The 26,075-nt window shown below is 57.5% G+C and carries 25 protein-coding genes and 1 riboswitch; of the genes, 8 read left to right on the top strand and 17 right to left on the bottom strand.

Translation table 11 applies throughout. The features are described from left to right. Window positions 1-75 precede the first annotated feature (75 nt). The 3 genes from secA (at window position 76) to GS632_RS02000 (ending at window position 5,386) form a co-directional block, all read left to right on the top strand. Window positions 76-2,793, top strand: coding sequence for a preprotein translocase subunit SecA (gene secA / locus GS632_RS01990; RefSeq protein WP_171721595.1), 2,718 nt, complete (start codon window positions 76-78; stop codon window positions 2,791-2,793). Window positions 2,794-2,893: 100 nt separating this feature from the next. Next, the gene (locus tag GS632_RS01995; protein ID WP_171620371.1) at window positions 2,894-3,811 is read left to right on the top strand and encodes a hypothetical protein; all 918 of its coding nucleotides are present in this window, start codon (window positions 2,894-2,896) and stop codon (window positions 3,809-3,811) included. Window positions 3,812-3,835: 24 nt separating this feature from the next. Beyond that, window positions 3,836-5,386 (top strand): phosphate ABC transporter substrate-binding/OmpA family protein, encoded by a 1,551-nt coding sequence (locus tag GS632_RS02000; protein ID WP_171721594.1) that lies wholly within the window; start codon window positions 3,836-3,838, stop codon window positions 5,384-5,386. 3 nt (window positions 5,387-5,389) lie between these two features. Here the strand turns inward: GS632_RS02000 and radC are convergent, their stop codons facing one another. The 14 genes from radC to GS632_RS02070 form a co-directional block, all read right to left on the bottom strand. Further along, window positions 5,390-6,145: a DNA repair protein RadC gene (gene radC / locus GS632_RS02005; RefSeq protein ID WP_171234674.1), complete on the bottom strand. Its 756-nt coding sequence runs from the start codon at window positions 6,143-6,145 to the stop codon at window positions 5,390-5,392. Window positions 6,146-6,180: 35 nt separating this feature from the next. Continuing rightward, the gene (locus GS632_RS02010) at window positions 6,181-6,915 is read right to left on the bottom strand and encodes an ABC transporter permease (RefSeq protein WP_171721593.1); all 735 of its coding nucleotides are present in this window, start codon (window positions 6,913-6,915) and stop codon (window positions 6,181-6,183) included. Then, window positions 6,912-7,640: an ABC transporter ATP-binding protein gene (locus GS632_RS02015; protein WP_171620379.1), complete on the bottom strand. Its 729-nt coding sequence runs from the start codon at window positions 7,638-7,640 to the stop codon at window positions 6,912-6,914. The genes GS632_RS02010 and GS632_RS02015 overlap by 4 nt, the downstream gene beginning before the upstream one ends. Beyond that, a complete protein-coding gene (tenA, locus tag GS632_RS02020; RefSeq protein WP_171721592.1) occupies window positions 7,637-8,311 on the bottom strand; it encodes a thiaminase II in 675 nt (224 codons plus the stop codon). Before tenA ends, GS632_RS02015 begins: the two co-directional genes overlap by 4 nt. Next, window positions 8,308-9,243 carry an ABC transporter substrate-binding protein gene (locus GS632_RS02025; protein ID WP_171721591.1) on the bottom strand — a complete coding sequence of 312 codons (936 nt, stop codon included), beginning with the start codon at window positions 9,241-9,243 and terminating at the stop codon, window positions 8,308-8,310. Before GS632_RS02025 ends, tenA begins: the two co-directional genes overlap by 4 nt. A 20-nt stretch (window positions 9,244-9,263) precedes the next feature. Further along, window positions 9,264-10,229: a HesA/MoeB/ThiF family protein gene (locus tag GS632_RS02030; protein ID WP_171721590.1), complete on the bottom strand. Its 966-nt coding sequence runs from the start codon at window positions 10,227-10,229 to the stop codon at window positions 9,264-9,266. Continuing rightward, window positions 10,226-10,822: a thiamine phosphate synthase gene (locus tag GS632_RS02035; protein WP_171620387.1), complete on the bottom strand. Its 597-nt coding sequence runs from the start codon at window positions 10,820-10,822 to the stop codon at window positions 10,226-10,228. The genes GS632_RS02030 and GS632_RS02035 overlap by 4 nt, the downstream gene beginning before the upstream one ends. Next, a complete protein-coding gene (locus GS632_RS02040; protein WP_171178575.1) occupies window positions 10,819-11,583 on the bottom strand; it encodes a thiazole synthase in 765 nt (254 codons plus the stop codon). The genes GS632_RS02035 and GS632_RS02040 overlap by 4 nt, the downstream gene beginning before the upstream one ends. A 2-nt stretch (window positions 11,584-11,585) precedes the next feature. Next, window positions 11,586-11,780: a sulfur carrier protein ThiS gene (thiS, locus tag GS632_RS02045; RefSeq protein WP_171178577.1), complete on the bottom strand. Its 195-nt coding sequence runs from the start codon at window positions 11,778-11,780 to the stop codon at window positions 11,586-11,588. Further along, complete coding sequence (gene thiO / locus GS632_RS02050; RefSeq protein WP_171721589.1) at window positions 11,764-12,741, bottom strand: glycine oxidase ThiO; 978 nt, start codon at window positions 12,739-12,741, stop codon at window positions 11,764-11,766. The genes thiS and thiO overlap by 17 nt, the downstream gene beginning before the upstream one ends. Further along, window positions 12,738-13,541, bottom strand: a complete 804-nt coding sequence (gene thiD, locus GS632_RS02055; RefSeq protein WP_171721588.1) for a bifunctional hydroxymethylpyrimidine kinase/phosphomethylpyrimidine kinase — start codon at window positions 13,539-13,541, stop codon at window positions 12,738-12,740. The genes thiO and thiD overlap by 4 nt, the downstream gene beginning before the upstream one ends. A 44-nt stretch (window positions 13,542-13,585) precedes the next feature. Then, window positions 13,586-13,692: riboswitch (TPP riboswitch) on the bottom strand. Between the two features lie 209 nt (window positions 13,693-13,901). Continuing rightward, entirely contained in the window at window positions 13,902-15,170 is a 1,269-nt protein-coding gene (locus tag GS632_RS02060; RefSeq protein WP_171178583.1) for an ABC transporter permease subunit, read from the bottom strand. Then, window positions 15,167-15,973, bottom strand: a complete 807-nt coding sequence (locus tag GS632_RS02065; protein WP_171092888.1) for a taurine ABC transporter ATP-binding protein — start codon at window positions 15,971-15,973, stop codon at window positions 15,167-15,169. Before GS632_RS02065 ends, GS632_RS02060 begins: the two co-directional genes overlap by 4 nt. A 102-nt stretch (window positions 15,974-16,075) precedes the next feature. Beyond that, on the bottom strand, window positions 16,076-17,077 hold the full coding sequence (locus GS632_RS02070) for an ABC transporter substrate-binding protein (RefSeq protein ID WP_171178586.1): 1,002 nt from the start codon (window positions 17,075-17,077) through the stop codon (window positions 16,076-16,078). Window positions 17,078-17,370: 293 nt separating this feature from the next. Here GS632_RS02070 and GS632_RS02075 point away from each other — a divergent pair, with 293 nt between their 5' ends. Next, window positions 17,371-18,159, top strand: coding sequence for an IclR family transcriptional regulator (locus GS632_RS02075; protein ID WP_245222876.1), 789 nt, complete (start codon window positions 17,371-17,373; stop codon window positions 18,157-18,159). A gap of 48 nt (window positions 18,160-18,207) precedes the next feature. Continuing rightward, entirely contained in the window at window positions 18,208-19,512 is a 1,305-nt protein-coding gene (locus GS632_RS02080; protein WP_171721587.1) for an FAD-binding oxidoreductase, read from the top strand. A gap of 75 nt (window positions 19,513-19,587) precedes the next feature. Here the strand turns inward: GS632_RS02080 and dnaJ are convergent, their stop codons facing one another. Together dnaJ and dnaK are read right to left on the bottom strand one after the other, a co-directional pair. Further along, the gene (gene dnaJ / locus GS632_RS02085) at window positions 19,588-20,736 is read right to left on the bottom strand and encodes a molecular chaperone DnaJ (RefSeq protein WP_171721586.1); all 1,149 of its coding nucleotides are present in this window, start codon (window positions 20,734-20,736) and stop codon (window positions 19,588-19,590) included. 74 nt (window positions 20,737-20,810) lie between these two features. Continuing rightward, window positions 20,811-22,718, bottom strand: a complete 1,908-nt coding sequence (gene dnaK / locus GS632_RS02090; RefSeq protein WP_171178593.1) for a molecular chaperone DnaK — start codon at window positions 22,716-22,718, stop codon at window positions 20,811-20,813. A gap of 212 nt (window positions 22,719-22,930) precedes the next feature. Here dnaK and GS632_RS02095 point away from each other — a divergent pair, with 212 nt between their 5' ends. Continuing rightward, entirely contained in the window at window positions 22,931-23,533 is a 603-nt protein-coding gene (locus GS632_RS02095; protein WP_171721585.1) for an alpha-ketoglutarate-dependent dioxygenase AlkB, read from the top strand. Here the strand turns inward: GS632_RS02095 and GS632_RS02100 are convergent. Continuing rightward, entirely contained in the window at window positions 23,530-24,354 is an 825-nt protein-coding gene (locus GS632_RS02100) for an ABC transporter permease (protein WP_171620389.1), read from the bottom strand. The two genes, GS632_RS02095 and GS632_RS02100, sit on opposite strands and share 4 nt — an antisense overlap. A 121-nt stretch (window positions 24,355-24,475) precedes the next feature. Between GS632_RS02100 and cysQ the strand changes: the two genes are divergently transcribed. Both cysQ and GS632_RS02110 read left to right on the top strand, forming a co-directional pair. After that, window positions 24,476-25,273, top strand: coding sequence for a 3'(2'),5'-bisphosphate nucleotidase CysQ (cysQ, locus tag GS632_RS02105; protein WP_171234663.1), 798 nt, complete (start codon window positions 24,476-24,478; stop codon window positions 25,271-25,273). Further along, a complete protein-coding gene (locus tag GS632_RS02110) occupies window positions 25,273-26,073 on the top strand; it encodes a manno-octulosonate cytidylyltransferase (RefSeq protein ID WP_171234662.1) in 801 nt (266 codons plus the stop codon). The genes cysQ and GS632_RS02110 overlap by 1 nt, the downstream gene beginning before the upstream one ends. Window positions 26,074-26,075: the final 2 nt, after the last annotated feature.

Below are 26,075 nucleotides of genomic sequence, written 5' to 3' on the forward strand. Positions count from 1 at the left end.
CCCGTATCTATGGGTTGCGCGCAAGGTGGGCAAGCCTGTCGCAACCAAGACAAGAACAGATCCGCTGGAGTGAACATGCTGGGACTCGGAACGCTCGCCAAAAAGGTGTTCGGAACACCGAACGACCGCAAGATCAAGGCGACCCGCCCCCTGATCGAAAAGATCAACGCATTGGAACCCGAATTTGAGAAACTGTCGGATCAGGGTCTGATCGAAAAAACGGAAGAACTGCGCAAACGGGCGCTGGATGGCGAAAGCCTAGACAGTCTGCTGCCCGAAGCCTTTGCCAACGTGCGCGAAGGTGCAAAGCGCGCGCTTGGTTTGCGGGCCTTTGACGTGCAGTTGATGGGCGGAACCTTCCTGCATCAGGGCAATATCTCGGAAATGAAAACGGGTGAGGGCAAGACGCTGGTCGCGACCTTCCCTGCCTATCTGAACGCTTTGACCGGCAAGGGCGTGCATGTGGTCACGGTGAACGAATACCTGGCCAAGCGCGACTCGGAATGGATGGGCAAGGTGTTTGCCGCCGTGGGCATGACCACCGGTGTGATCTGGTCGGGCCAGCCCGATGATGAAAAGATGGCCGCTTATAAGTGCGACATCACCTATGCCACCAATAATGAGCTGGGTTTCGATTATCTGCGCGACAACATGAAGGCAGATCTGGAACAGGTTTATCAGAAACACCACAACTTCGCGATTGTGGACGAGGTCGACTCGATCCTAATCGACGAGGCGCGGACGCCGCTGATCATCTCGGGGCCTGCACAGGACCGCTCGGATCTGTACACAGCGATTGACGCGCTGATCCCAACGCTAAGCGATGACCATTTCAGTTTGGATGAAAAGTCGCGCAACGTGACCTTCACGGACGAGGGCAACGAGTTTCTGGAAGCTCAGTTGTTACAGGCAGGCCTGATTCCTGAAGGCCATTCCCTGTATGATCCCGAAAGCACCACGGTCGTGCACCACGTGAACCAGGGTCTGCGCGCGCACAAGCTTTTCAAACGGGACAAGGATTACATTGTCCGGGACGGCAACGTTGTTCTGATCGACGAGTTCACTGGCCGTATGATGCCAGGCCGCCGCCTGTCGGAAGGACTGCACCAGGCGATTGAGGCCAAGGAAGGCGTGCAGATCCAGCCCGAAAACGTGACGCTGGCCAGCGTGACCTTCCAGAACTATTTCCGCTTGTATGACAAGCTGGGCGGTATGACCGGGACCGCGTTGACCGAGGCTGAGGAATTTCAGGAAATCTATGGTCTGGGCGTGGTCGAGGTTCCAACCAACAAGCCAATTGCCCGCATCGACGAGGATGATCAGGTTTATCGCACCGCAATGGAAAAATATGGTGCAATGATCAGCGAAACCCAAAAGGCGCAGGAAAAAGGTCAGCCGGTTCTGCTGGGTACCACTTCGATCGAGAAATCCGAGCTGCTGAGCCAGATGCTGACCAAGGAAGGCATCGAACACAACGTTCTGAACGCCCGCCAACACGAGCAGGAAGCGCAAATCGTCGCTGATGCAGGCCGTTTGGGCGCCGTGACGATTGCCACAAACATGGCCGGTCGTGGTACCGACATTCAACTCGGCGGCAATGTCGAAATGAAGGTGCTGAAGGCGATGGCCGAAAACCCCGAGGCTGATCCCTCGGAATTGCGAGCCGCAGAAGAAGCACGCCACGCTGAGGAAAAAGAAAAGGTTCTGGCTGCTGGTGGTCTGTACGTCATGGCGTCTGAACGCCACGAAAGCCGCCGCATCGACAACCAGCTGCGCGGTCGTTCAGGCCGTCAGGGCGATCCGGGCCGCACTGTGTTCTACCTGAGCCTTGAAGATGACCTGATGCGCATCTTTGGCTCGGAACGTCTGGACAAGGTGCTGACCACGCTGGGCATGAAAGAAGGCGAGGCGATCGTCCACCCTTGGGTGAACAAGTCGCTGGAACGTGCGCAGTCCAAGGTCGAAGGCCGCAACTTCGACATGCGGAAAAATGTTCTCAAATTTGACGACGTGATGAACGATCAGCGTAAGGTGATCTTTAGCCAACGCCGCGAAATCATGTCGGCCAATGACCTGTCCGAAATCGTCTCGGATATGCGCGAGCAGGTGATCGACGATCTGATCGATGAGTACATGCCGCCGAAATCCTATGCCGATCAATGGGATACCGATGGTCTGCACGAGTCGATCAAGGATAAGCTGACCATCGACGCCCCGGTTCAGGACTGGGCCGCCGAGGAAGGCGTGGATGACGAGCAAGTACGCGAACGTCTGATCAAAGCCGCTGATGAGATGATGGCCCAGAAAGCCGTCGCCTTTGGTCCGGAAAACATGCGCAATATCGAAAAACAGGTATTGCTACAAACTATCGACAGCAAATGGCGCGAGCATTTGCTGACGTTGGAACATTTGCGTTCGGTCGTCGGTTTTCGCGGTTACGCACAGCGCGACCCACTGAACGAATACAAGAACGAAAGCTTCCAACTTTTCGAAAGTATGCTGGACAGCTTGCGCGAAACCGTGACTCAGCAATTGTCGCGCGTGCGTCCGCTGACCGAGGAAGAGCAGAAAGAAATGCTCGCCCAGATGGCTGCGCAACAAGCGCAGGCGCAACAGGCGGTGGACAAGGCCGCTGGTCAGGCCGAAGCCAAAGCCGAAGCTACAGCATCCGGTGATGCGCTGCCGGGGTTTGATGAGAATGACCCGTCAACCTGGGGTAACCCGTCGCGAAACGACCCCTGCCCCTGCGGCTCTGGCAAAAAGTTCAAACACTGCCACGGCCGATTGACCTGACGTCAACACACACTGATCACAATGAGTCCGTCTCGCGGCCACAAATTGGCCGCGATTCGTAACGAGAGTGCAAGCTGCTCCTTCAACTGGGGAGGGTGTCTTGTTTGTAGTTCGCAACTACGTGACCATGTGCGGTACCGTCGCCTGTGCTTTGGGCATCGGCTACCTGATGCAAAACGGATCATCTGCGCAGCCCAACGGCGCGCAGGCTGGAATTGATGTCGCTTCGGCATCCGAACAGTCTTCGGTTCTGTCGGGACTGGAAGATATTGTTTTGACGTCTGCCACGCCCTCTGATGCAAATCCCGGCAATGCAGCTTCGGCACCTCGCGGGGTTCCTTCCGCGCTCAAACCGTCGGATTGTAATATCAGTGCCCGTGCAATTGCGGTTTCGGGCGCGATGGCGCGTGTTTCGCTCAAAGCGCCCTGCAACGCGGAAGAACGAGTTGAGGTCCATCACAGTGGCTTGACGGTCAGTCAAATGACCGATGCCTCTGGCGGGTTGCAAATGACCATCCCGGCCTTGTCGGAATACGCGATTTTCCTGATTTCGTTCGAAGATGAAACCGGCACTGTCGCCACCACTCACGTCACCGACATTGCTCAATACAATCGCGTTGCCCTGCAATGGCAGGGTGAGACCGAATTGCAGATCCATGCTCTGGAGTTCGGTGCCAGCTATGGCGGCGATGGCCATGTATGGGATGACGCATCGGCCAAAGGCGCCGGAAAGGTTTCGCGCCTGGGTCAGATCGGTCACGAAAAGGCACAGAATATCGAAGTGTATTCTTTTCCTGCAGGCGCATCGGATCAGTCCGGTACAATTGACCTGACGGTCGAGGCCGAAGTGACAGAAGCAAATTGTGGGCGCACGCTGAACGTGCAAGCTTTAGAGCTTCTGTCAGACCGTCGCTTGCGGTCACGCGACATGTCGCTGACCCTGCCTGATTGTTCACAGGCTGGTGAGTTTCTGGTGTTGAAAAATCTGCTCTCAGACCTGACAATTGCGGCAAAGTAATCCGCAGGCAGGTTCGGCTCTCTTATGACATTATTCCGTGTAGCGGCAGCTGCGCTGATTTCATTTGCCACTGGCGCTCTGGCGCAGGACATCACGCTGACGTCGCATGACGGCAAGGTCGAAGTGACCGGCAATCTGCTGGGCTTTGACGGCGAGTTTTATCGCGTAGAGACGCAGTTTGGCACACTCACGGTGGATGGATCGGGCGTTACATGTGACGGTCCAGCCTGCCCGAACCTGACCGATTTTGTGGCCGAGCTGTGGTTTTCCGGCTCATCCGTTATGGCTGAAACGGTACTGCCCGCGCTGATCATTGGCTTCGCGCAACAAGAAAGCCTGACCGCAACCCCGGCGCGTGTGGATTCGGACAGCTTTGTCTACGAACTAAGACAGGCTGAGCGCTCGGCACCGCTGGCACGGTTTTATTTTGATGTGGGCACGACGGCGCGTGGATTCAGTGATCTTGTTGCGGATCAGACAGATATTGTGATGGCCCAGCGGGAAGTGCGTGAGTCAGAACGAGAGGAAGCCGAAGCTGCCGGTTTGGGTGATCTGAAACGGGCGCGGCGCTCGCGCGTCATTGCGTTGGACGCAATGGTCCCGGTGGTCGCTGCCGACAACATGATGCAGCAAATCTCGATGGCGGATTTGGCCCGCATCCTGTCCGGGGAAGTGACCAATTGGGCGGATTTGGGCGGCCCAGACGCGCCGATTGCTTTGCATGTCCCGGAAATAGGATCCGGACTTTCGCAAGCTGTTGAAGACCAGGTTTTGAAAACCGTGGATGCAGAATTGTCACCGACAGCGACCCCGCACAGCCGAATCCGCGATCTGACAGACTCTGTCGCAAAAGATCCCTTTTCAATTGGGATAGCCAGCAAAGCTACAGCTAATACCACCCGCATCCTGCCACTGACCGGAGGATGCGGACATCCTCTTGCCGCGACCCGACAATCTATCAAGACCGAGGATTATCCGCTGACTCTGCCGATGTTCCTTTACCTCCCGGACCGACGCCTGCCACGGATCGCGCGACAGTTTCTGGCATACACCCAAAGCCCAGAGGCTCAGATGGCGATACGGGGCGCGGGGTATGTGGATCAATCGCCCGAAAACCTGCCGGTTGACGTGCAGGGCGACCGGCTGGCCAATGCCATCTTAACAGGCGGCTCCGAGGTCGGGTTGGAGGAGTTGCAGCGCATGATCGACACGCTGCGCCCACTTTCGCGCCTATCCTTGTCTGTTCGATTCGAACCCGGCTCTTCGCGCCCCGACGCACAGTCTCGTTCAAACATTCAACAACTGGCCCAGATGCTTGAGACCGGAACGCTGAAGGCGCGCAAGCTGGTGTTTGCGGGCTTCAGCGACGGTGACGGCGGGGCCGCCACCAATGCCCGCATCGCCTTGCGGCGCGCGCAAACCGTGCGCAACGCTGTGCTGGCGGCTGTGGAATCGTCACTGCCCGAAGGTATCGAGGTTTCAGCCGAAGGGTTTGGCGAGTCGATGCCAATGGCCTGCGATGACACGGAATGGGGCCGCAAAGTTAACCGTCGGGTCGAAATCTGGGTTCAGTAAGCGCTACAGGAATCCTTCCGACCGAAAGCTCAACTCGGTCGATTTTCCTATGATCAGGTGATCGTGCAGGGTTAGCCCCAAGGCCGAACAGGCATCCTGAATACGGTTGGTCATGTCGATGTCCGACTGCGAGGGCGTCGGGTCACCAGACGGGTGGTTATGGACCAATATCAAGGCCGAAGCATTCAGCTCCAGCGCCCGTTTTGCAACCTCGCGCGGATAGACCGGTACGTGATCAACGGTTCCTTTGGCCTGTTCTTCATCAGCGATCAGAACGTTTTTTCTGTCCAGATAAAACACCCGAAACTGCTCGGTTTCGCGATGGGCCATGGTGGTGTGACAATAATCCAGCAGCGCATCCCAACCCGAGATCACATGCCGCTGCATAACACGTGCACGCGCCATCCGATGGGCGCAGGCCTCGAGGATCTTGAGATCCGTGATCACGGTATCGCCCACGCCTTTGATCTGCCGCAGACGTTCTTCCGGCGCGGTCAACACGCGGTTGAAATCGCCAAACGCATCCATCAAACCACGCGCCAGCGGCTTCACGTCCTGCCGGGGTATCGACCGGAACAACACCAGTTCCAGCAACTCGTAATCCGGCATCGCCGCTGATCCGCCTGCCATGAACCGTTCGCGCAGCCGCTTGCGGTGGTCTTTTATGTAGGAGGGTAACCGACCTGACGGCAGCGGCTGCGCGGGCGCTTCGTCCGTGTCAAACAGCATAGGGGCTTCGGCAAAGGCGTTCTGGGTCATAGCTTCACCCTGACGCAGAATCAGTTTCTGATTGGTTAACGCCCCTCTCCTGCCATACGCGCGGTGGCGCGGCGGACAATCATGTGCAGAAGGATCGAGAACACACCCAGCGTCAGCATCGCCGCGAACATCAGGTCGGTCTTGGCGCGACCATTGGCCAGCAGCATCAGATAGCCCAAACCTTGCGACGAGCCGACCCATTCGCCAATCACCGCCCCAATCGGAGCATAAACCGCCGCCAGACGCATACCCGAAGCCAACGATGGCAGCGCCGCCGGAATGCGAATGTACCACAGGACCGAACGTTTGCTGGCCTGCATCGTGCGCGCCAAGTCTAGAAAGCCCGCAGGTGCTCGCATCAAACCATCAAAAAACGACGAGGTGATCGGGAAATAGATGATCAGAACCGCCATCGCGACCTTGGACCATAGACCATAACCAAGCCACAAGGTCAGCAACGGCGCCAACGCAAAAACCGGCAGCGCCTGAGTGAACACCAGCATGGGCTGCACCAAAACTCGCGCAGCGCGCGAATTCGCCAATTGCAGTGCTGTGATGACGCCAAGCACCGTACCGACAGCTAAGCCTATGACAACTTCAACTGCGGTGATCCACGCATGCTCGGCGATTAACCACCTGTTCTGCCACCAGGTTTCAGCCACCACGGCTGGTCCGGGCAGGATGAATTTTGGCAATCCGGTCAAGGTTACGATCCCTTGCCAGATGAGCAGAGCAAACAGAGTGGCTGCTAGCGCCGACAGATACCTCATGCTGCGTCCTCCCGCAGAAGCCGCAGCAACGCACCCTGAGTTTCCAGCGTTTCCAGATCATCCACGCTGCGTGGGGCCGGAGCATGAGGCGGGTCGCATGGGGTCAGGCCGTGTTCGGTCATGACAACAATGGACTGCCCCAAGCGCGCGGCTTCACCTGGGTCATGCGTGACCAAAAGGACAGTTCGCCCCACCAGCGCTTCGGCCGCCAAATCCTGCATATCGGCGCGTGTCCGGGCGTCGAGCGCTGAAAACGGCTCATCCAACAGCACGATAGGCCGATCTTCCATCAATGTACGGGCCAGCGCGACGCGCTGTCTTTGTCCCCCCGACAACTCGGACGGTTTCTTGGTCATGTGATCCTGGAGGCGCATCCGTTTGATCAGGCGGTCACGCCGATCCAAATCAGGCTTTTCGCCCCGTAACCGTGCGCCAAGCGAAACGTTCTGCGCCACTGTCGCCCAGGGCAACAGAAGATCATCCTGCGCCATGTAAGCTACCCGATCCGAGACCGGCAAACCGTCGCTTGCTGTGATCTGGCCCAAGAACTTGGCCCCGGTTTCCAGCCCGGCAATCAACCGCAAAACGGTGGTTTTTCCCACGCCCGATCCGCCCAGCAAACAGGTCCAAGCACCCGCGTCCAGGTTCAAGGTCAACGGAGCAAACAGGGTCGCATCGTCGATTTTGGCTGATCCGCTGATTGTCAGACCGGGCGCACGGGTCATGGTGTTAGGCCCATTTGCCAGAAGTTCACTTCCAGCTCAGTCGCCGTCCGGAAGGTTTGACACAGACGATGCCAGCGGGGTGAAGATTCAAAATCCGCCCCAAGTCGCCTTGTTAGAGCCGAATCCAGCAACTCACCTACCGCTTGGCACGCGCCTTGATACTCTTCACCGGCATAGGTGTTGATCCAATCGCGATAGGTCTCGGACGTCGCTTCCTCCGCCAGCCGGGTACCGATCTCACCATAGCCCATAACGCAGGGGGCCAACGCTGCCAGCAGGTCCAGCAGATCACCGCTGTATCCCGCTTCGAGGACGAACCGCGTATATGCAAGATTTTCGGCGCGTTCGGGGGTGGCGAACAATTCATCCTGTGAGATTCCAGCAGCCTCACAGATACCGATGTGCAGCTGCATTTCTTCCGCAACCAAAGCGTTCACGGTGCCGACCGCTGTCAGCATTTCGGAATGCGTTTCCGATTTCACAATTGCCAAAGCCCACGCACGAGAAAAATGGATCAGAAACACGTAATCCTGACGCAGATAGTGAAGAAACGCCTCACGCGGCAGCGTTCCATCCTTCATTCCTTCGACAAAGGCGTGGCGGGTATAGTCCCGCCACGGCCCCTGCGCCGCATCACGCATCAGCGTGAAGGCTTTGCCATACCCGTTCATTGCGAGGTAACATCGATGGTCAGATCACTGACCGGAAGGATGCTATCGATCATGCCGCTTTCGTTCAGGAACGCCTCGAACCGGGCATACCGACCGGCATCAAAACCTGCAGGGCGCAGTGCAAAACGTGGCAACGTATCGACCCAAGCGCGGGCGTTCAGCTCATCTTGCAGTTCAGGCGACGTGCTTGCGAAGATCTCCCAGCTTTTTTCCGGGTTGTTGACGATATACTGGGTCGCTTTTTCGGTCGCAGCCAAAAAGCGGGCGATCTTGTCTTTGTCCATCGTCTCGGGGTTGGCGACATAAATCAGCTCGTCGTAAGATGGCACGCCTTCTTCCTCGATGTAAAAACAAGTGCCCGGACGACCTTCGATATCCATCTGATTGAGTTCAAAGTTACGGTACGCGCCGATCACCGCATCGACCTGGCCAGTCATCAGCGAGGGCGAGAGTGAGAAGTTGACGTTGATCATCTCAACATCGTCCAGAGCAACGTCATATTTGCCCAGAACGGTGCCAAGGATGGCCTCTTCGACACCCGCAACCGAGAAACCGATCTTCTTACCCTTGAGGTCTGCGGGCGACTTGATCGGGCCATCTTCCAGCACCAGAAGGCAGTTCAACGGTGTTGCAACCAGTGTGCCAACGCGTTTCAGGGGCAGCCCTTCGTGGATTTGCAGATGCAGCTGGGGCTGATACGACACGGCCAGGTCCGCCTGCCCAGCAGCAACCAGACGCGGCGGGGCGGACGGATCCGCGGGCGGGACGATTTCGACCTCAAGGCCCTGCTCGGCAAAATAGCCGTTTTCCTGAGCCACAATAATAGGGCCATGGTCAGGGTTGATGAACCAATCCAGCAGGACTGTCATCTTGTCTTCGGCCCAGGCTGGCGCGGCGGCCAAAAGGGCTATGGCTGTCATCAGCTTCTTCATGTCTCGCGTTTCCTTTTCATTCACGAGGTTGAGGCCGCGACGAGGACAATCTCGCCTGGCCAATTCGGTTGCATGTGTTCCGCCGCACGCCACGAGCGCAGGCCTGTCGCACAGCAAAGAGCAAGCCGTTTCCCTTTATTAGGGTCTATCTGTTGCAAGTTTTCAGGTGATATACGGATGGCGTCAGGGTGTGCTGGAACTGGTGCTTCTTCTATACCGCGCAACTCCACGATTTGGTCGGCATCCGTCAGTTGATTAACAGATAGGAAGCGGAAGCACGTATTCGGCTCGGGCGCATCGTCAAAGCGGAACCCCGTACTGCGCAGGGTTTGCGCGTCATACTGCACAATCTGGCCCAAGGGCGAAGGCTCCAGCCCAAGGATCAGGTTCAGCACCATCTGTGCCTGCATCGCCCCGATCACGCCAACCACAGGACCCAGAACGCCCGCTGTCGCGCAACTGGCCCCACTGTCCGGCGCATCCGGGAACACAGCGCGCAGGGATGGGGCTCCGCCGCAGAATCCACCGACATAGCCCGAAAACCCCAGAACCGAAGCGCTGATCAACGGTTTACCTTGCGCGAGGCACGTGTCCGACAGGATATAGCTGGCCGCGTAACTGTCGGCGCAATCCAGAACGACATCGGCTTGCGCCACCAGGGAAGCCGCGTTTTCGCTTGTAAGGGCGTGATTGAGGGCGACAACTTCAACTTCGGCATTCAATGCACGGCACCGGTCAGCAGCGCGTTCGGCTTTTGGATGTCCACAGTCTGCCTCAGCAAACAAGGTTTGCCGATGCAGATTCGACAGATCCACAGTGTCACCATCTACAATCGTGATCCGCCCAACGCCGGCCCCGGCCAAAAGCGGCAGGACCGGCGCGGCCAACCCGCCTGCTCCCACCACCAGAACATGAGCTGAAGACAAGCGGCCCTGCCCTTCGGCGCCCACTTCAGGCAGAAGCGTCTGACGGGTATAGCGGCTCATCGCGTCGCCTCGATCCACGCGCGCACCCGCGCTTCGGGATCCGCGTTTAGGGTGATGTCCGTCACGGCCGAGACAATATCGGCCCCGGCCTCCAGCACCCCCGCTGCGCGCTCGACGCTCATGCCGCCGATACCAACCAAGGGAATGTCGCCAACACGTGCCTTCCATTCGGTCACGCGGGGCAGGCCTTGTTGATGCCATTTCATCTTTTTCAGGATGGTTGGATAGACCGGTCCCAGTGCCACATAGTCGGGATCCATTGCCAACACGCGCTCAAGCTCATCATCGTCATGAGTTGAAACACCCAGCTTTAGACCCGCTTTTCGGATGGCTTTCAGGTCAGCATCATCCAGATCCTCTTGCCCAAGGTGAATCCAGTCGCATCCCAGATCGATGGCATGTTGCCAATAATCATTGATCACCAGAACTGCCCCATGATCGCGGCACAAATCGCGCGAGGCCGCTATCTGGTCGCGAACCTCATCATCAGGCTGATCCTTTACGCGCAATTGCACCAGTTTGACACCCAACGGCAACATCCGGCGCAGCCAATCCGAGTGATCAAAGATCGGATAAAAACGGTCCAGCGTCATGACAGAAATGCCTTTCCAACAACGGGGGTCGAGGGTTCAGCCATATCGCGCGCCTCAATCGGGTCCGCCTGATGGGCCAATTGCCCGGCCAGTGTCGCCTGCGCCATCGCTTTGGCCATCAGAACAGGATCCCCGGCGCGAGCCACGGCCGTGTTCAAAAGGACGGCGTCATAGCCAAGTTCGATTGCGTGGGCCGCATGGCTGGGCAGACCGATACCGGCATCGACCACCAACGGAACATCCGGAAACTCGGCCCGCATAGCGCGCAAGGCGTATTCGTTGTTCAGACCACGCCCAGACCCAATGGGCGCACCCCAAGGCATAAGCACCTCGCACCCTGCTTCTAACAAGCGTTCGCCCACGATCAGATCGTCAGTGGTATAGGGGAACACCTGAAACCCGTCTTCGGTCAGGATACGGGCGGCTTCGACCAACTGGAACACATCCGGTTGCAGGCTGTCGGTGTGCCCAATCAGTTCCAGTTTGATCCACGGGGTCTCAAACACCTCGCGGGCCATATGGGCTGTGGTCACGGCCTCTTTTACTGTATGACAGCCAGCTGTGTTAGGCAGGATCAGGACGCCAAGCTCCCGGATCATCTGCCAAAAGGTCTGCCCCGCACCGGATTCACGGCGCAGGGATACGGTTGCAACACCCGCACCGCTGTCACGGAAAGCCTGCTCCAGAATGGCAGGGCTGGGGTATTGGGCCGTGCCGAGCATCAGCGGGTTGGGCAGTTCCGTTCCATAAAAGGTTTTCATCCTTATCCCCCCTGCATCGGCGCAACGACTTCGACCCGGTCGCCATCGGCCAGTTTGTGCGCGACGCGCAGGCTGGAAGGAACGAAGTCTTCGTTCACTGCGGTGGCAACGCGGCCAGTGAAGCCGCATTCCTCTAGCAGCTCGGCCAGGGTTTCGGCGCGCACATCCCGCGTCTCGCCATTAAGCACGATCTTCATCGACCATCTCCGTATGTGTGTTGTCCAGCGCCAAATCCGCCACACCCTGCGCCAGAGCCGGGGCGAGCAGATAGCCGTGCCGATAAAGTCCGTTGGCATAGATTGTCCGACCCAAGCGACGGATGCGGGGCAAATTGTCGGGAAAGGCGGGACGCAGATCGACGCCGATTTCCAACACCTCGGCCTCACCAAAGGCCGGGTTCAGGGCATAGGCTGCGCTGAGCAGTTCCAGCATGGATCGGGCCGCGATGCGGCTGCTGTCTTCGCTTTCGATCATGGTCGCGCCCAGCATGTAGATGCCATCGCCCCGGGGCACGATATAAAGCGGCATTCGGGGGTGCAAAAGACGCACGGGGCGTGTCAACTCAACGTCCGGGCAACGCACGATCAGCATCTCACCCTTCACACCCCGAAGATCATGCAGGTATTCGCGTGCGTGCAGTCCGCGACAGTCGATCGCGTGCTCAATTTGTGCAGGGGCCAATTTGCGATGGAATTCCACCCCTTGTTCCTTCAAGCCTCGGTGTAGGTCCTGCAATGCCTGGCGGGGATCAAGGTGGGCTTCCTGGTCAAAGAACAGGCCCTTCCCAAACCCGTGCAAATCAGGCTCTAATTCAGCAATTTTTGCGCGATCGGCTTCCACAAACGCTTCGGTCCGACGCGCAAATCTGCGTAGGTCCGGCAGGTCTCGTGTATTGGCGACAACCAGCGTACCGCACCGCTGTACCTTTGTGCGACCAGCCCACCAATCGATTGCCCGCTGACCCAGTCTCAGCACCGGTTCTTCCGCGTTTTCGTATTCGCACCAGGGTGCCAGCATACCCCCGGCCCACCATGAACATCCGTGCGGGCCTGGCGGGCCGCCGGGATCAAACACCTGCACCTTCGCGCCGCGCGACATCAGTTCGCTGGCGACGGCCAGACCGGCCACCCCGGCTCCTATGACAGACCAGACGGTCACTTGGGCCAGACCTGATAGAAATGATGCACCGGACCGTGCCCAGAACCCACGTTCAGCTCATCTGCGCGTCCAATCGCGCCTTGCAGGTATTCATGCGCCTGCGCAACGGCATCCTGCATCGTCAGACCCTTTGCCAAACCCGCGGCAATCGAGGACGATAAAGTGCATCCAGTCCCATGCGTATTTTTGGTGTTCCGGCGCGGGGCCTGAAACTCTGCCACGATACCCGTCGGATCGATCAGCAAGTCATGGCATACCTCACCCGCACCATGACCGCCTTTCATCAACACAGCGCGCGCACCCAAAGCGCAAAGAGCCTGACCCTGGGCGGCCATCTCATCGGGTGTTTCGGCCTCTTTTGCATCCAACAGGCAAGCAGCTTCGGGCAGATTTGGGGTCAAAACCGCCGCCATCGGCAACAGCACATCGCGCAAGGTCTGGATTGCCTCTTGCGCCAGCAAGGCGTCACCAGACTTGGCGATCATCACCGGGTCCAGAACAATGGGTCGCTGAAAGTCGGCCAACCCGTTTGCGACGGTTTGAATGATCTCAGGTGTTGCCAGCATACCGATCTTGACAGCTTTGACATCCAGATCGCCCAGCACCGCTTGAATTTGCGCCTCGATCACGTCCAGAGGAATACCATGCACCGCTGTGACGGCCTGCGTGTTCTGTGCGGTGACGGCGGTGATCACGCTTGCACCAAAAACACCAAGTGCTGACATGGCCTTCAGGTCAGCCTGTATTCCGGCACCGCCGCCGCTGTCAGATCCCGCAATGGTCAAGGCAATTGCAGCCATATCGTCGCTCCATCTTCTTTGGGCAACGATGTAGGAAAACTGTCTGCATTCAAAAGACCGTTCCCTACGCCGGAATTGCCCGGATCAGGTTCGATGGGTTAACGCAGCCACGCCTCTCAGCCCTGCAAATAGGGCACCCCAACGGTTGGGGCAGACAATCTCAGCCACCGACACCGAACGCAAGAGCCAAATGGGCGTTATCGGTCAGCAAACTGGATATATCGCTGGTCCGTTTTGCAACACGCGTAGTGGCGCGGTAGGCGCAAAACACATAAGGCGCGGCACCCTGACCGGGAAACCGCGCCTCATGATCTTTATGGGTGCACCCAGACGTGTATTGACGTCTGGTGCAAGTCTATATCAGCTTTTGCCTTTCCAGGGCACCAGAATACGTTCGGCCCATCGCATCAGCATGTCGATGCCGAAGCCGATGACACCAATCAGGATGATGCCCATGATCACGATGTCGGTATTCTGGAATTTGGAGGCAACCATAATCATCATGCCCGCCCCTTTTTCAGCGGCGACCAGTTCAGCAGCAACAACCGTGCCCCAGCAGACGCCCATCGCAACCCGCGCACCGGTGAAGATCTCGGGCAACGAATTGGGGATGATCACATGGCGCATCACCTGCCACTTTGACGCCCCAAGGGAATAGGCCGCGTGTACCTTCGAGATGTTCACGCCGGACACACCAGAACGGGCCGCAATCGCCATGATCCAGAGCGCAGCCAGGAACAGCAAGATGATCTTGCCACCCTCACCGATCCCTGCCCAAATGATCACCAGCGGGATCAAAGCCAGCGGCGGAACCGGGCGCATAAACTCGACAATCGGGTCGAACCAGCCACGGAACCAGTTGGACAGACCCATGGCATAGCCCAAGGGAATGCCCACAAGCGATCCCAGTAGGAAGCCCACGATCACGCGGAACAGCGAGTAACCCAGATGCTCCCAAAGGGTGAAATTCCGGAAGCCTTCGCTGGCAATCTCGCCCAAGCGCTCGAAAACGTTTTCCGGTGCGGGCAGCCAGATCGGCTCCATCTGCCAGCCCTTGTCCGGGTCGATGTTGAGCGTGCCGCGCTGCGACATGACCACACGACCGAAATCAGTGTTCACAGAACCACCCGGCTCAATCGACTGACCATTCACGGCAACGATCTTTGCACCTTCGTCACGACCGATCTCATCATTTCGGTCAAGGCGGGCCAACTTACTGCGATAGGCCTGCACCACAACGGCATCGTCCTTGGCGAATCCATCGCCGGGCGCGACCTCGGGTTCATCCACCGGTGCGTCCGCAGGGTGCACGATCACCGTCACTGAGGCGTCATCGGTCTGACCATCAGCCGTTTCAACAGTGTAGGTGAATGAGCCCTCTCCGACATAAGGACCGGGCGCGTGCAAGAAGGACGGCAACAAGGCCGACCCGGTGAATGCGCCCCAAAGCACGAAGATGGCGATGATCGAGATGATTGATGCCTTACGATCCGAGACAACGGCGCTTTCATCGCCGAAAGTGACCGTCTTAAGTGAGGTGAAATCATGGCGGTCTGTGCCTGCAGTCACCAGTTTGACCACAAAGAAAGCGCCGATAAATATCGCGATATAGATCAGAATGGGGATCATTGCGCTGCCTCCGTCCGACCCATGATTTCTTCTTCCATGTCCCAGATCATGCCCAGGATCTCTTCGCGGTTGGTGGCGAAGTCAGGGTGTTTTTTGACCTCACGCAGATCCTGGTCGACGCCCATATCTGCGAAGGGGAGGCGATATTCCTTGTGAATGCGCCCCGGTCTGGGTGCCATCACGAGCAGACGCTCGCCCAGCAGCAGCGCTTCTTCCACCGAGTGGGTGATCAGGATGATTGTCTTGCCGGTCTCCTTCCACAGCTTCAGAACCAGCGATTGCATTTTTTCACGGGTCAGCGCATCCAGCGCGCCAAGCGGTTCGTCCATCAGGATGACATCGGGGTCATTTGCGAGACACCGCGCCAGCGCCACACGCTGCTGCATCCCGCCAGACAATTCGTAGATAGCCTTTTCCTTGAAGTCCTGAAGCCCCACGACCTCAAGTAGATGATCGACCTCGGCCGCGTATTGCGCTTCCTTCTGCCCCTTCATCCGAGGGCCAAAGCTTACATTATCACGCACGCTCATCCATTCGAACAAAGCGCCCTTCTGAAACACCATGCCACGTTCGGCATCAGGGCCAGTGACCGTGTGGCCATTCATCACGATCTGCCCTTCGGTCGGGGCCAGAAAACCCGCAACGATGTTCAGCAGTGTGGTCTTGCCGCAACCTGAGGGGCCCAGCACGCTCATCAACTCGCCTTCGTTCAGATGCAACGTGACATCCTTCAACGCCTGCACGGCCGTTCCGTTAGGCAGGTCGAAGCGCATGGAGATGTTTTCGATGGATAAACCTGTCATTTCCCGCTTTCTGTAGATGAGGGCGCCGCCACAAGCAGGCGGCACGCCCGATTGCCGGGGGAGGATCGGCGGGCGCATGGAAATGCGCCACGCCAAACCTTGTTACTTGCCGTCGGCAATCGTCATCGGCTCGGTGTTGACCGAGTTGGCATAGCTGTCCAGCGCACCGTCGATGCTGCCGGCCTCGACAAACACGTCGGCTACGCCCTTCATGAAGGTCTGCACATTGCCGCCCAGCCATTTCTGCGACAGCTGATCATCCATACTGGGGAAACCCATCGTCCCGATGGCCGCGCGCGCGCCTTCAAGATCCATGCCGGATTCTTTGGCAACAACTTCAAGCATCGCATCACCGCCCGCACCCGAGTTCCAACGCTCATTTGCATCCGCAGTTACCTGAAGGAACTGGGCGACCAGCTCAGGGTTTTCCGAGATAAAGCTTTCCGGGGCCGAGGTCACATCGAACACCAGAATACCCAGTTCTTCCTTCTCGGCACCGGTCAACAGAACGTTGCCGTGCTCTTTCATCCGGGACAGACCGCCGCCATAGCCACACGCGAAATCAACTGCGCCCTGGCTTAGGGCCGCAGCGCCTTCAGGCGGGGCCATGTCGACAACTTCAAGGCTGGCCAAGTCGATACCGAAGTGATCCATCTGGCGAAGGAAGCCATAGTGCGCGGCGGTACCCAGTGGCACAGCCACCTTTTTGCCTGCCAGCTCGCTGGCGTTTTCCTTATCGATCTCCAGCGCTTCCGACACGACACAGTTGTCGTTCTCGGAATACGTCACAGCGACATCGACCACCTGAATCGCCTGACCAGCGGATGCGGCAACAACGAAAGGCGGAATGCCCTGGCTGACCGCGATCTGCACATCGCCCGAGGCCATGGCCGCGCTCATCGCAGTGCCGGTTTCAAAGCTCACCCAATTCACCTTGAGGCCAAGTGCCTCGTCATAGGTTCCGTTGGCCTTGGCTTCTAGCATGGGCAGCGGCCATTCCAAGAAGTATGCAACGGTGATTTCGTCCAGGTCTTGCGCAAGCACTGCATGGCTTGTCAACGCAAGCACACTGGTCGCAGCGAGAGTGGCGAGTGTTTTTTTCATGGTATCCTCCGGTTGGGTCACTTTTTTACAGCGCGTTCCGCTGTTTTACTGTGAGAGAGCATTGGGTGCGCCTTACGGTACTGTGCCGTGTATTTTTCTTTTTTGCACGCCGCCAATCAAGAAGCCTCTCATTCTATCGTTGTGCAGAACAGGTGTTCTGAAATAGAACACTAGTGAGTACGCATTCTTTTCGTCAACTGTTTATTCTTCAAGTTTTGCTGTGAGCGTATTCAAAAGTTGAAACGGTTAAAAACTCGTCGTAGTTCTGCAATGCAGTAGATATGGGAGTGGGCATGGCAAGATCGACAGACAGCTCTATCGTCGCAAAGTGCGCTATGATCATGGATGCCCTGACCCACGCAAAAAGACCTATGGGTTTTTCGGATATCGTTGCGCGGACAGGTTTGGTCAAAAGCTCGTGCCACCGCGTACTTGCCGTTCTTCAAAGTGAGCGGATGGTCGAATACGACAAAAGCGGCAGAACCTACAAACCTGGCTCGCGATTTCAAGAATGGGCACGCGCCGGATTTCGACACCCGGATCTTCAGCAGGTTGTCGCCGAACCTGTTGACCGCCTCAGCGAAGCGACAGGATTGAACATTGCGCTGTCTGTTTTGGATGGCGATACCATTTTGTACCTGCGGACAACCAATAATGTTTCGGTTCGGTACGCAGCGCGTGCAGGCGACCACGCACCGCTGCACTGCACAGCCGCAGGCAAAGTTTTCCTTGCGTTTATGCCCGAAAAACAGCGCAATTCCGTGCTCGATTCGGCCGGGTTGGAAAAGTTCACCGAATACACAAAGACCAACCTGCCAGAGCTTGAGACCGACTTGGGTGTCGTTCGGAATCAGGGCTATGCGGTTGTCGTGAAAGAGGAATTTCTCCAGGTCATGGGCATGTCCGCTCCGATTTGGAATGATCAGGGCAAAGTCGCCGCCTGTCTTTCTGTTTGGACTTTGACGGCAGACGACACGCCAGAGGAATTGCTTGCCAGCCTTGACTTGCTGAAACAAACCGCTGCCGAGATCTGTAGTCGGATCGGCGGGGAAGCACCCGAAAACTTCCACTTGACGACCTGACGGATGCTATCGAACATTGGAATTATTGTTCCGATATACGAGATTTTTATGTTCGCAACACCACCTGCCATGGCCACGCGGCCGAACTCGCTTTGGGCCAGCACTGCGCCGTCAATGCCCGACAGCCCACAATTGACCGACGATCTGCACGCGGACGTGTCCATTCTGGGCGCTGGCTTCACCGGTCTGCGCGCAGCATTGGCCTTGGCCGAGGCAGGTACGTCAGCCGTCGTACTCGATGCCGGTGATGTAGGCTGGGGCGCATCGGGGCGCACTGGCGGGCAGGTCAATCCTATGCTGCCTTTCAACTCACCCAAAGACTTACAGCGTATGCTGGGACAGACTTATTTTGAGCGTCTGACCGAAGCGTCTCTGAATTCCGCCGACGAATTGTTCTCGTTGATCGACACCTATCAGATCCCGTGCCAAGCCCGGCAGAAGGGCTGGCTGAGGGTACTGCATAATGACCGGGCATTGCAAAAGGCCGAGGTGGACGTGAAAGCCTGGAACGAATTTGGCGCAGGAATGGAGCTTCTACGTGGGGATGATCTGCGAATCACCTCGGGCACTGCTGCCTATTCCAGTGGTGTCGTGACCCCACGCGGTGGCGCCGTACAGCCAATGATGCTGGCGCGCGGCGTGGCAGGTGCCGCCCAACAACGCGGCGTTTCGATTTTTGGAAACAGCGCTGTCACCTCGATGAACAAGGTCGGCGGTAAGTGGCAACTGCGCACAGATCAAGGCTCGGTCACCTCTGACACTGTGATCGTTGCAACCAACGGCTATACCGGCCCACTGGTGCCGAAACTACCCAACAGCATCATGCCTCTGACCCCGATCCAGATTGCAACAGACCCGTTGCCGGAAGACGTCATTGCTTCGATCCTGCCACAGGGGCACACAATCTCGGACAGCCGACGGATCATTATGTATGCACGGCGAGAGCCAGACAATCGGTTGGTCTACGGTGGGTTGGGCCGCATGGACCGCGCGGGCAACCTGGGCGGTTTCGATTGGCTTCAACGAGACGCCGAACGCGTTTTTCCTCAGGTGAAAGGAGCCAACTGGTCCCATCATTGGGGCGGGCGCATCGCGGTTACCGACGACCACCTGCCTCACCTGCATGAACCGCAGCCGGGCCTCTTAATCGGGCTAGGCTACAACGGGCGCGGCGTTGCAATGTCACATGTGATGGGCCGCGTTCTGGCCGAGCGTGCCCTGGGCGCTGACCCTGAATCTCTGACCTTTCCAACAACACCGGTGCGGGCCATGTCCTATCGCCCGTTCAAGATTGCAGGTCTGGGAACGGCGATCTGGTCGATGCGTTTCATGGATTGGCTGGAAACCAGATAGTGCCAAACGAAGCCATGTCGTTTTGATTTTTACAACGGTCAAAACGTAAAAGAGGCGGCAATCGCCGCCTCAGTCTCAGCCTTTCATTCCGTCCCAGAAGGATTTGACGGAAGAGAAAAAGCTTTTGGATTCCGGGTGGTTGTCTTCACCCAAGTCCTCAAACTCGCGCAGCAGCTCTTTCTGGCGGCTGGTCAGGTTGACCGGAGTTTCCACCGCCAGTTCGATGAACATGTCACCAACACCACCACCACGCAGAGCCGGCATGCCTTTGCCACGCAGGCGCATCTGGCGACCTGACTGACTGCCGGCTGGAATCTGGACACGGCCCCGTCCACCATCAATGGTCGGAACTTCGATCGAACCGCCCAGCGCGGCCTTGGCCATGCTAACCGGAACCCGGCAATAAAGGTTTACGCTGTCGCGTTCGAACAGTTTGTGGTCGGAGACCTCGACAAAGATATAGAGATCGCCCGGAGGACCGCCGCGCATCCCAGCTTCGCCCTCGCCAGCCAGCCGAATCCGTGTTCCGGTTTCAACACCAGCTGGGATATTGACGGACAAAGCACGATCTTTTTCGACACGGCCGGAACCCTGGCAGGATTTGCAGGGGTTCTTGATGATCTGACCCAGCCCAGAACAGGTCGGGCAGGTGCGTTCAACCGTAAAGAAGCCCTGTTGCGCCCGCACTTTGCCCATGCCCGAACAAGTGGGGCAGGTTGTGGGTTCAACGCCACCTTCAGCGCCGGTTCCGTCACAGGACGAACAGGCCACGGCGGTGGGGACGTTAATGGTTTTCTGCAGGCCCGAGAACGCCTCTTCCAGCGACACGCGCAGGTTATAGCGCAGGTCAGAGCCGCGCGCGGCGCGACGGCCGCCGCCTCCACCGCGTTGACCGCCCATGAAGTCGCCGAACAGATCGTCGAAAACGTCCGAGAACGCGCTGGAGAAATCGCCCTGACCAAAGCCGCCGCCGGGACGCCCGCCGCCGCCCATGCCGTTTTCAAAAGCGGCATGGCCGAAGCGGTCGTAAGCGGCCTTTTTGTCGGCGTCGCGTAACACGTCATAGGCTTCGTTCGCTTCCTTGAACTGCGCCTCGGCATCCGGGTTGCCCTTGTTACGGTCGGGATGCAATTCTTTGGCTTTCTTGCGAAAACCCTTTTTGATCTCGTCCGCCGATGCACCTTTGGCTACGCCGAGCACATCGTAATAGTCGCGTTTTGACATCAGTGTTTCCTTCTGCCTCAACGTAATCGGGCCGGCCCGGCAACCGGACCGGCCCGAATTGGCCCGGTTACCCGTTAGTTACGCTTGTCGTTGTCCAGATCTTCGAACTCGGCATCGACAATGTCATCGTCACCCGGTGCGGCGTCGGCTGCTGCGGGCTCTTCTTCGCCTTCTTCGGCTTGCGCCTTATAGATGGCTTCGCCCAGCTTCATGGCCGCTTCGGTGACGTTCTGGATGCCCGACTTGATCTTGTCGGCATTCTCGGTCTCCAGCTCGTCCTTCAAAGCGGCGATCGCCAGCTCGATGGCTTCGATGGTGGTCGGGTCGACCTTGTCGGAATGCTCTTCCATCGACTTCTCGGTCGAGTGGATAAGGCTTTCCGCCTGGTTCTTGGCGTCGACCAGTTCGCGGCGTTCCTTGTCGGCTTCCGCGTTCTCCTCGGCGTCCTTGACCATCTTTTCGATGTCCTCGTCGGACAGACCGCCCGAAGCCTGGATGGTGATCTTCTGCTCTTTGCCGGTGCCTTTGTCTTTGGCCGAAACCGAGACAATACCGTTGGCGTCGATGTCAAAAGTCACCTCGATCTGAGGCATACCGCGCGGTGCGGGCGGGATGTCTTCGAGGTTGAACTGACCCAGGATCTTGTTGTCCGCAGCCATTTCACGCTCACCCTGGAACACGCGGATGGTCACGGCATTCTGGTTGTCCTCGGCGGTCGAGAAGACCTGAGACTTCTTGGTCGGGATCGTGGTGTTGCGGTCGATCAGGCGGGTAAACACGCCACCCAGTGTCTCGATGCCAAGCGACAGCGGGGTCACGTCCAGCAGAACAACGTCTTTAACGTCGCCTTGCAGAACACCGGCCTGAATGGCGGCGCCCATGGCAACCACTTCGTCCGGGTTTACACCCTTGTGCGGCTCTTTCCCGAAGAACTTGGTGACCTCTTCGATCACTTTTGGCATCCGGGTCATACCACCAACCAGAACAACTTCGTCCACGTCAGCAGCCGACAGACCGGCGTCTTTCAGAGCGGCAGCGCAAGGCTTCATCGACTTTTTGATCAGGTCCGACACCAGCGATTCCAGCTTGGCACGGGTTAGTTTCATGACCATGTGCAGCGGCTGACCGTTCGAACCCATCGAGATGAACGGCTGGTTGATTTCGGTCTGCGAGGTCGAGGACAGTTCGATCTTGGCTTTTTCAGCGGCCTCTTTCAGACGCTGCAGGGCCATCTTGTCTTGGGACAGATCGACACCGTGTTCCTTTTTGAACTCATCCGCCAGGTAGTTGACGATGCGCATGTCAAAGTCTTCACCACCCAGGAAGGTGTCACCGTTGGTCGATTTGACCTCGAACAGGCCGTCATCAATTTCCAGGATGGTCACGTCGAAGGTACCACCACCAAGGTCATAAACCGCGATGGTTTGGGTTTCTTCCTTGTCCAGACCATAGGCCAGAGCAGCCGCTGTCGGTTCGTTGATGATCCGCAGCACTTCCAGACCGGCGATTTTACCGGCGTCTTTGGTGGCCTGACGCTGTGCGTCGTTGAAGTAGGCCGGTACGGTGATGACTGCTTGTGTGACTTCTTCACCCAGATAGCTCTCGGCGGTTTCCTTCATCTTGCCCAGAGTGAAGGCCGATATCTGGCTTGGGGAGTATTTTTCACCGCGGGCCTCGACCCACGCGTCACCATTGCCGCCATCAACGATGGCGTACGGCACCATTTTCTTGTCTTTTTCGACTTCTGCATCATCCACACGACGACCGATCAGACGCTTGACGCCAAAGATCGTGTTGTCGGGGTTGGTGACCGCCTGACGCTTTGCAGGCTGACCGACCAGTCGCTCATCTTCGGTGAAGGCGACGATCGAGGGCGTGGTCCGCGCCCCTTCTGCGTTTTCGATGACCTTCGGCTGCGAGCCGTCCATGATGGCCACACACGAGTTGGTGGTTCCGAGGTCAATCCCGATTACTTTTCCCATTTTTGCAATCCCTTTCTCTTCAAGGCGATGTCTCGAGAACCGGACCCGTTACGGCATCCCGTCCCCGATCTGATGTGCGCGACAGCACTACCATCGCGCGTCCCGGCGTATATAAGGGCGAGACCAAGGGCCTGCAAGCACCGTAAAAGGCAGGTTTTCGGGAATCTGTGGCCTTTTTTGGCAAGGATTTGGAAAGGATTGGGGTTTCCGGAATGGCGCGGCTGATTTTGCGGGGGTTCGACATCAGAAAAGGCCATCTGGATCCTGCCACCCAGACGCAGGTCATCGCTGATCTGCGGCCGATTCTGAAATCCGCGCCCTTGTTTCGCCCCGTCACGCCCTCGGGCAAAGAGATGTCGGTGCGCATGACCTCGGCCGGGGATTTGGGTTGGGTGACAGACAAGGCAGGCTACCGTTATCAGGAACAGCATCCCAAGGGCGGCATCTGGCCCGGCATTCCCAACAGTATTTTGGGTATCTGGCATGACTTGGTCAGCACGGAACATGAGCCGGATTGCTGTTTGGTCAATTATTATGGCGAAGGCGCAAAGATGGGCCTGCATCAGGACAAGGACGAGGCTGATTTTTCCTGGCCCGTGTTGTCAATTTCCCTGGGCGATGACGCCCTGTTTCGCATTGGCAACACCACCCGCGGCGGCAAGACCGAGTCGATCTGGCTCAGCTCGGGGGATGTGGTCGTTATGGGTGGGTCCGCACGGTTGGCATATCACGGGGTGGACCGGATCAGGTTCGGATCGTCGCGCTTGTTGCCCAAGGGCGGGCGGATCAATCTGACGTTGCGGGTGGCGCGTTAACGGCGGGCGTTCCAGCTTTGCGACACATGCTGGCGCGTAAAGAATTCACCCATCAAGCCGATCATCAACAAGGCGATCCCGACCCAAAGCGCGTATTCCCAACTGGTGTTGCGGGGGAAATAGTTCTGAAAAATGAAACCGCGGCACTGATCAATGATGTGAAAAAGCGGATTCCAGGCGAACATCATCAACAACCATCCGCCCATCGTGTTTGCGACAAACATTTTACCGGAAAACACCATGTTCATTCGGCGGTAAATGTTTGACAGCATAGTAACGGTTGTCGGGAACCAGGGCTTGATCGCCATGAACACAAGCCCGATCGCGCATCCGGTGAACCAGGCCAGTAAAACCATCCCAAAGGCACCACCGGGATTCTCAATATCCAAAGGGGCGACTGCAACATTGTAAATGAACAGAAGGACGCACATGGCCATCACCTGTTTGTACAGCGTGCCGAAAGCCGCCGCCAGGATAAGGACCATCGCATTCATTGGTGAATGCAGCGTCATTGGGTTGTTGGCCGAACCAACCCCGGAAATCGACCCAATCGACTGGATATGCATCATAAACGGAAGGACGCCGGACAGGATATACAGCAGGAATTCACCCCTGATCTTGGCTATGCCACCCCGACCCAGCAATGTCATCAGCAGGTAGAACACCATGCACATCACCACCAGTTGTATGACGTTAATCAAAATGGCGATAACCGCATTCGGGTGCTGTGCCCGCACATTTCTGACAACAGCATGGAACACAAGCTCAGCAGTTGTGAACGCGCCGCCCAGCAGCGATTGATTGCGCTTGAAGTAAAACACTCGAAGGTCTTTCCTGCCTCGTCGCCCTCAATCTGGCATGAATATCTTGCCGTTCCGTAACCGCCACATCATAAGTCGGTCATGAGTTTGGATCAACAAACCACAGGAACGGAGCATTTTTGTGACCTATGACGCGCTTATCCCAGTCATCCGACGTCTTGCCCTCGAGGCAGGCGATAAGATCATGGAGATTTATGAGGCAGATGATTTCGATGTCAAAGTCAAATCTGACTCCAGCCCAGTAACCGAGGCAGATGAGGCTGCAGACGCATTGATTTCCGCCGGTTTGCGCGCAGCTTTCCCGGATATTCTGCTGGTCACTGAAGAACAGGCGGCTTCGCATTCGGAAAAAGGTGATACGTTCCTGATAGTTGATCCGCTGGACGGCACCAAAGAATTCATCAACCGCCGTGGCGACTTTACCGTCAACATTGCGCTGGTCGAAAACGGAACACCAACGCGAGGTGTTGTTTATGCCCCAGCTCGCGGTCGTATGTTCTATACACAAGCCGATGGCCGTTCGGTCGAGGAAACCGGCGCATTTGACAAGGACACACCTGGTGATTTGACGAATATTTCAGTCTCTAAACCGGACAATTCGGCACTTTTGGTCGTGGCTTCGAAATCCCACAGGGATCAGGCGACCGAGGATTACATCAGCAAGTACCAAGCCAAAGACAGCAAAAGCGCAGGGTCTTCCCTCAAGTTCTGTCTGGTGGCCACCGGTGAAGCGGATATCTACCCACGTGTCGGTCGCACAATGGAATGGGATACAGCGGCAGGCCACGCGGTTCTGGCCGGGGCCGGTGGCCAGGTGGTGCGTTTTGACGACCATTCGCCGCTGCTCTATGGCAAAGAAGGCTATGCCAACCCGTTTTTTATCGCCTACGCTCCGGGTGTTGAACTAAAGGAAGCCTGATGTCTGTTCTGATTGCCATCCCCGCCCGCTATGCCTCGACCCGCTATCCGGGCAAGCCGTTGGTGCCGCTATCTGGTGCCACAGGCACTGCGATGACGCTGATCGAACGGTCCTGGCGCGCAGCCAAGTCTGTCTCGGGCGTTGATCGGGTGGTCGTTGCAACGGATGACGATCGTATCCGCGAGGTCTCGGAAGGGTTTGGGGCCGAAGTGGTGATGACTTCGGAAAGCTGTCAGAACGGCACCGAACGCTGCGCCGAAGCGCATGAGGTTCTGGGGGCTGGGTATGATATGGTGGTCAACCTTCAGGGCGACGCGCCACTGACGCCACACTGGTTTGTAGAAGACCTGATCGCGGGCCTGCGCGCGGCGCCGGATGCTGGTGTGGCCACGCCTGTGCTGCGCTGTGACGGCGACGCGCTGAACAGTTTGCTGAACGACCGAAAGCATGACCGTGTCGGAGGAACCACCGCTGTGTTCGGTCGCGATCACAGCGCGATGTATTTCTCGAAAGAGGTCGTGCCGTTTACCTCGCAGACCTATGCAGGCGACGAGCCGACCCCGGTGTTTCATCACGTGGGCGTATATGCTTATCGGCCCGATGCGCTTGCCGCATATCCAGGCTGGCCCACCGGCCCGCTCGAGCAATTGGAAGGCCTGGAGCAGCTTCGGTTCATGGAGAACGGCCGCAAGGTACTGTGCGTCGAAGTCGAGGCCAAGGGCCGCCAGTTCTGGGAACTGAACAACCCGCAGGATGTCTCAAAGATCGAAGAGATGATGGCGGCGATGGGGTTGGAATAACC

The organism is Ruegeria sp. HKCCD7296 (assembly GCF_013110775.1).
GTDB lineage: Bacteria > Pseudomonadota > Alphaproteobacteria > Rhodobacterales > Rhodobacteraceae > Ruegeria.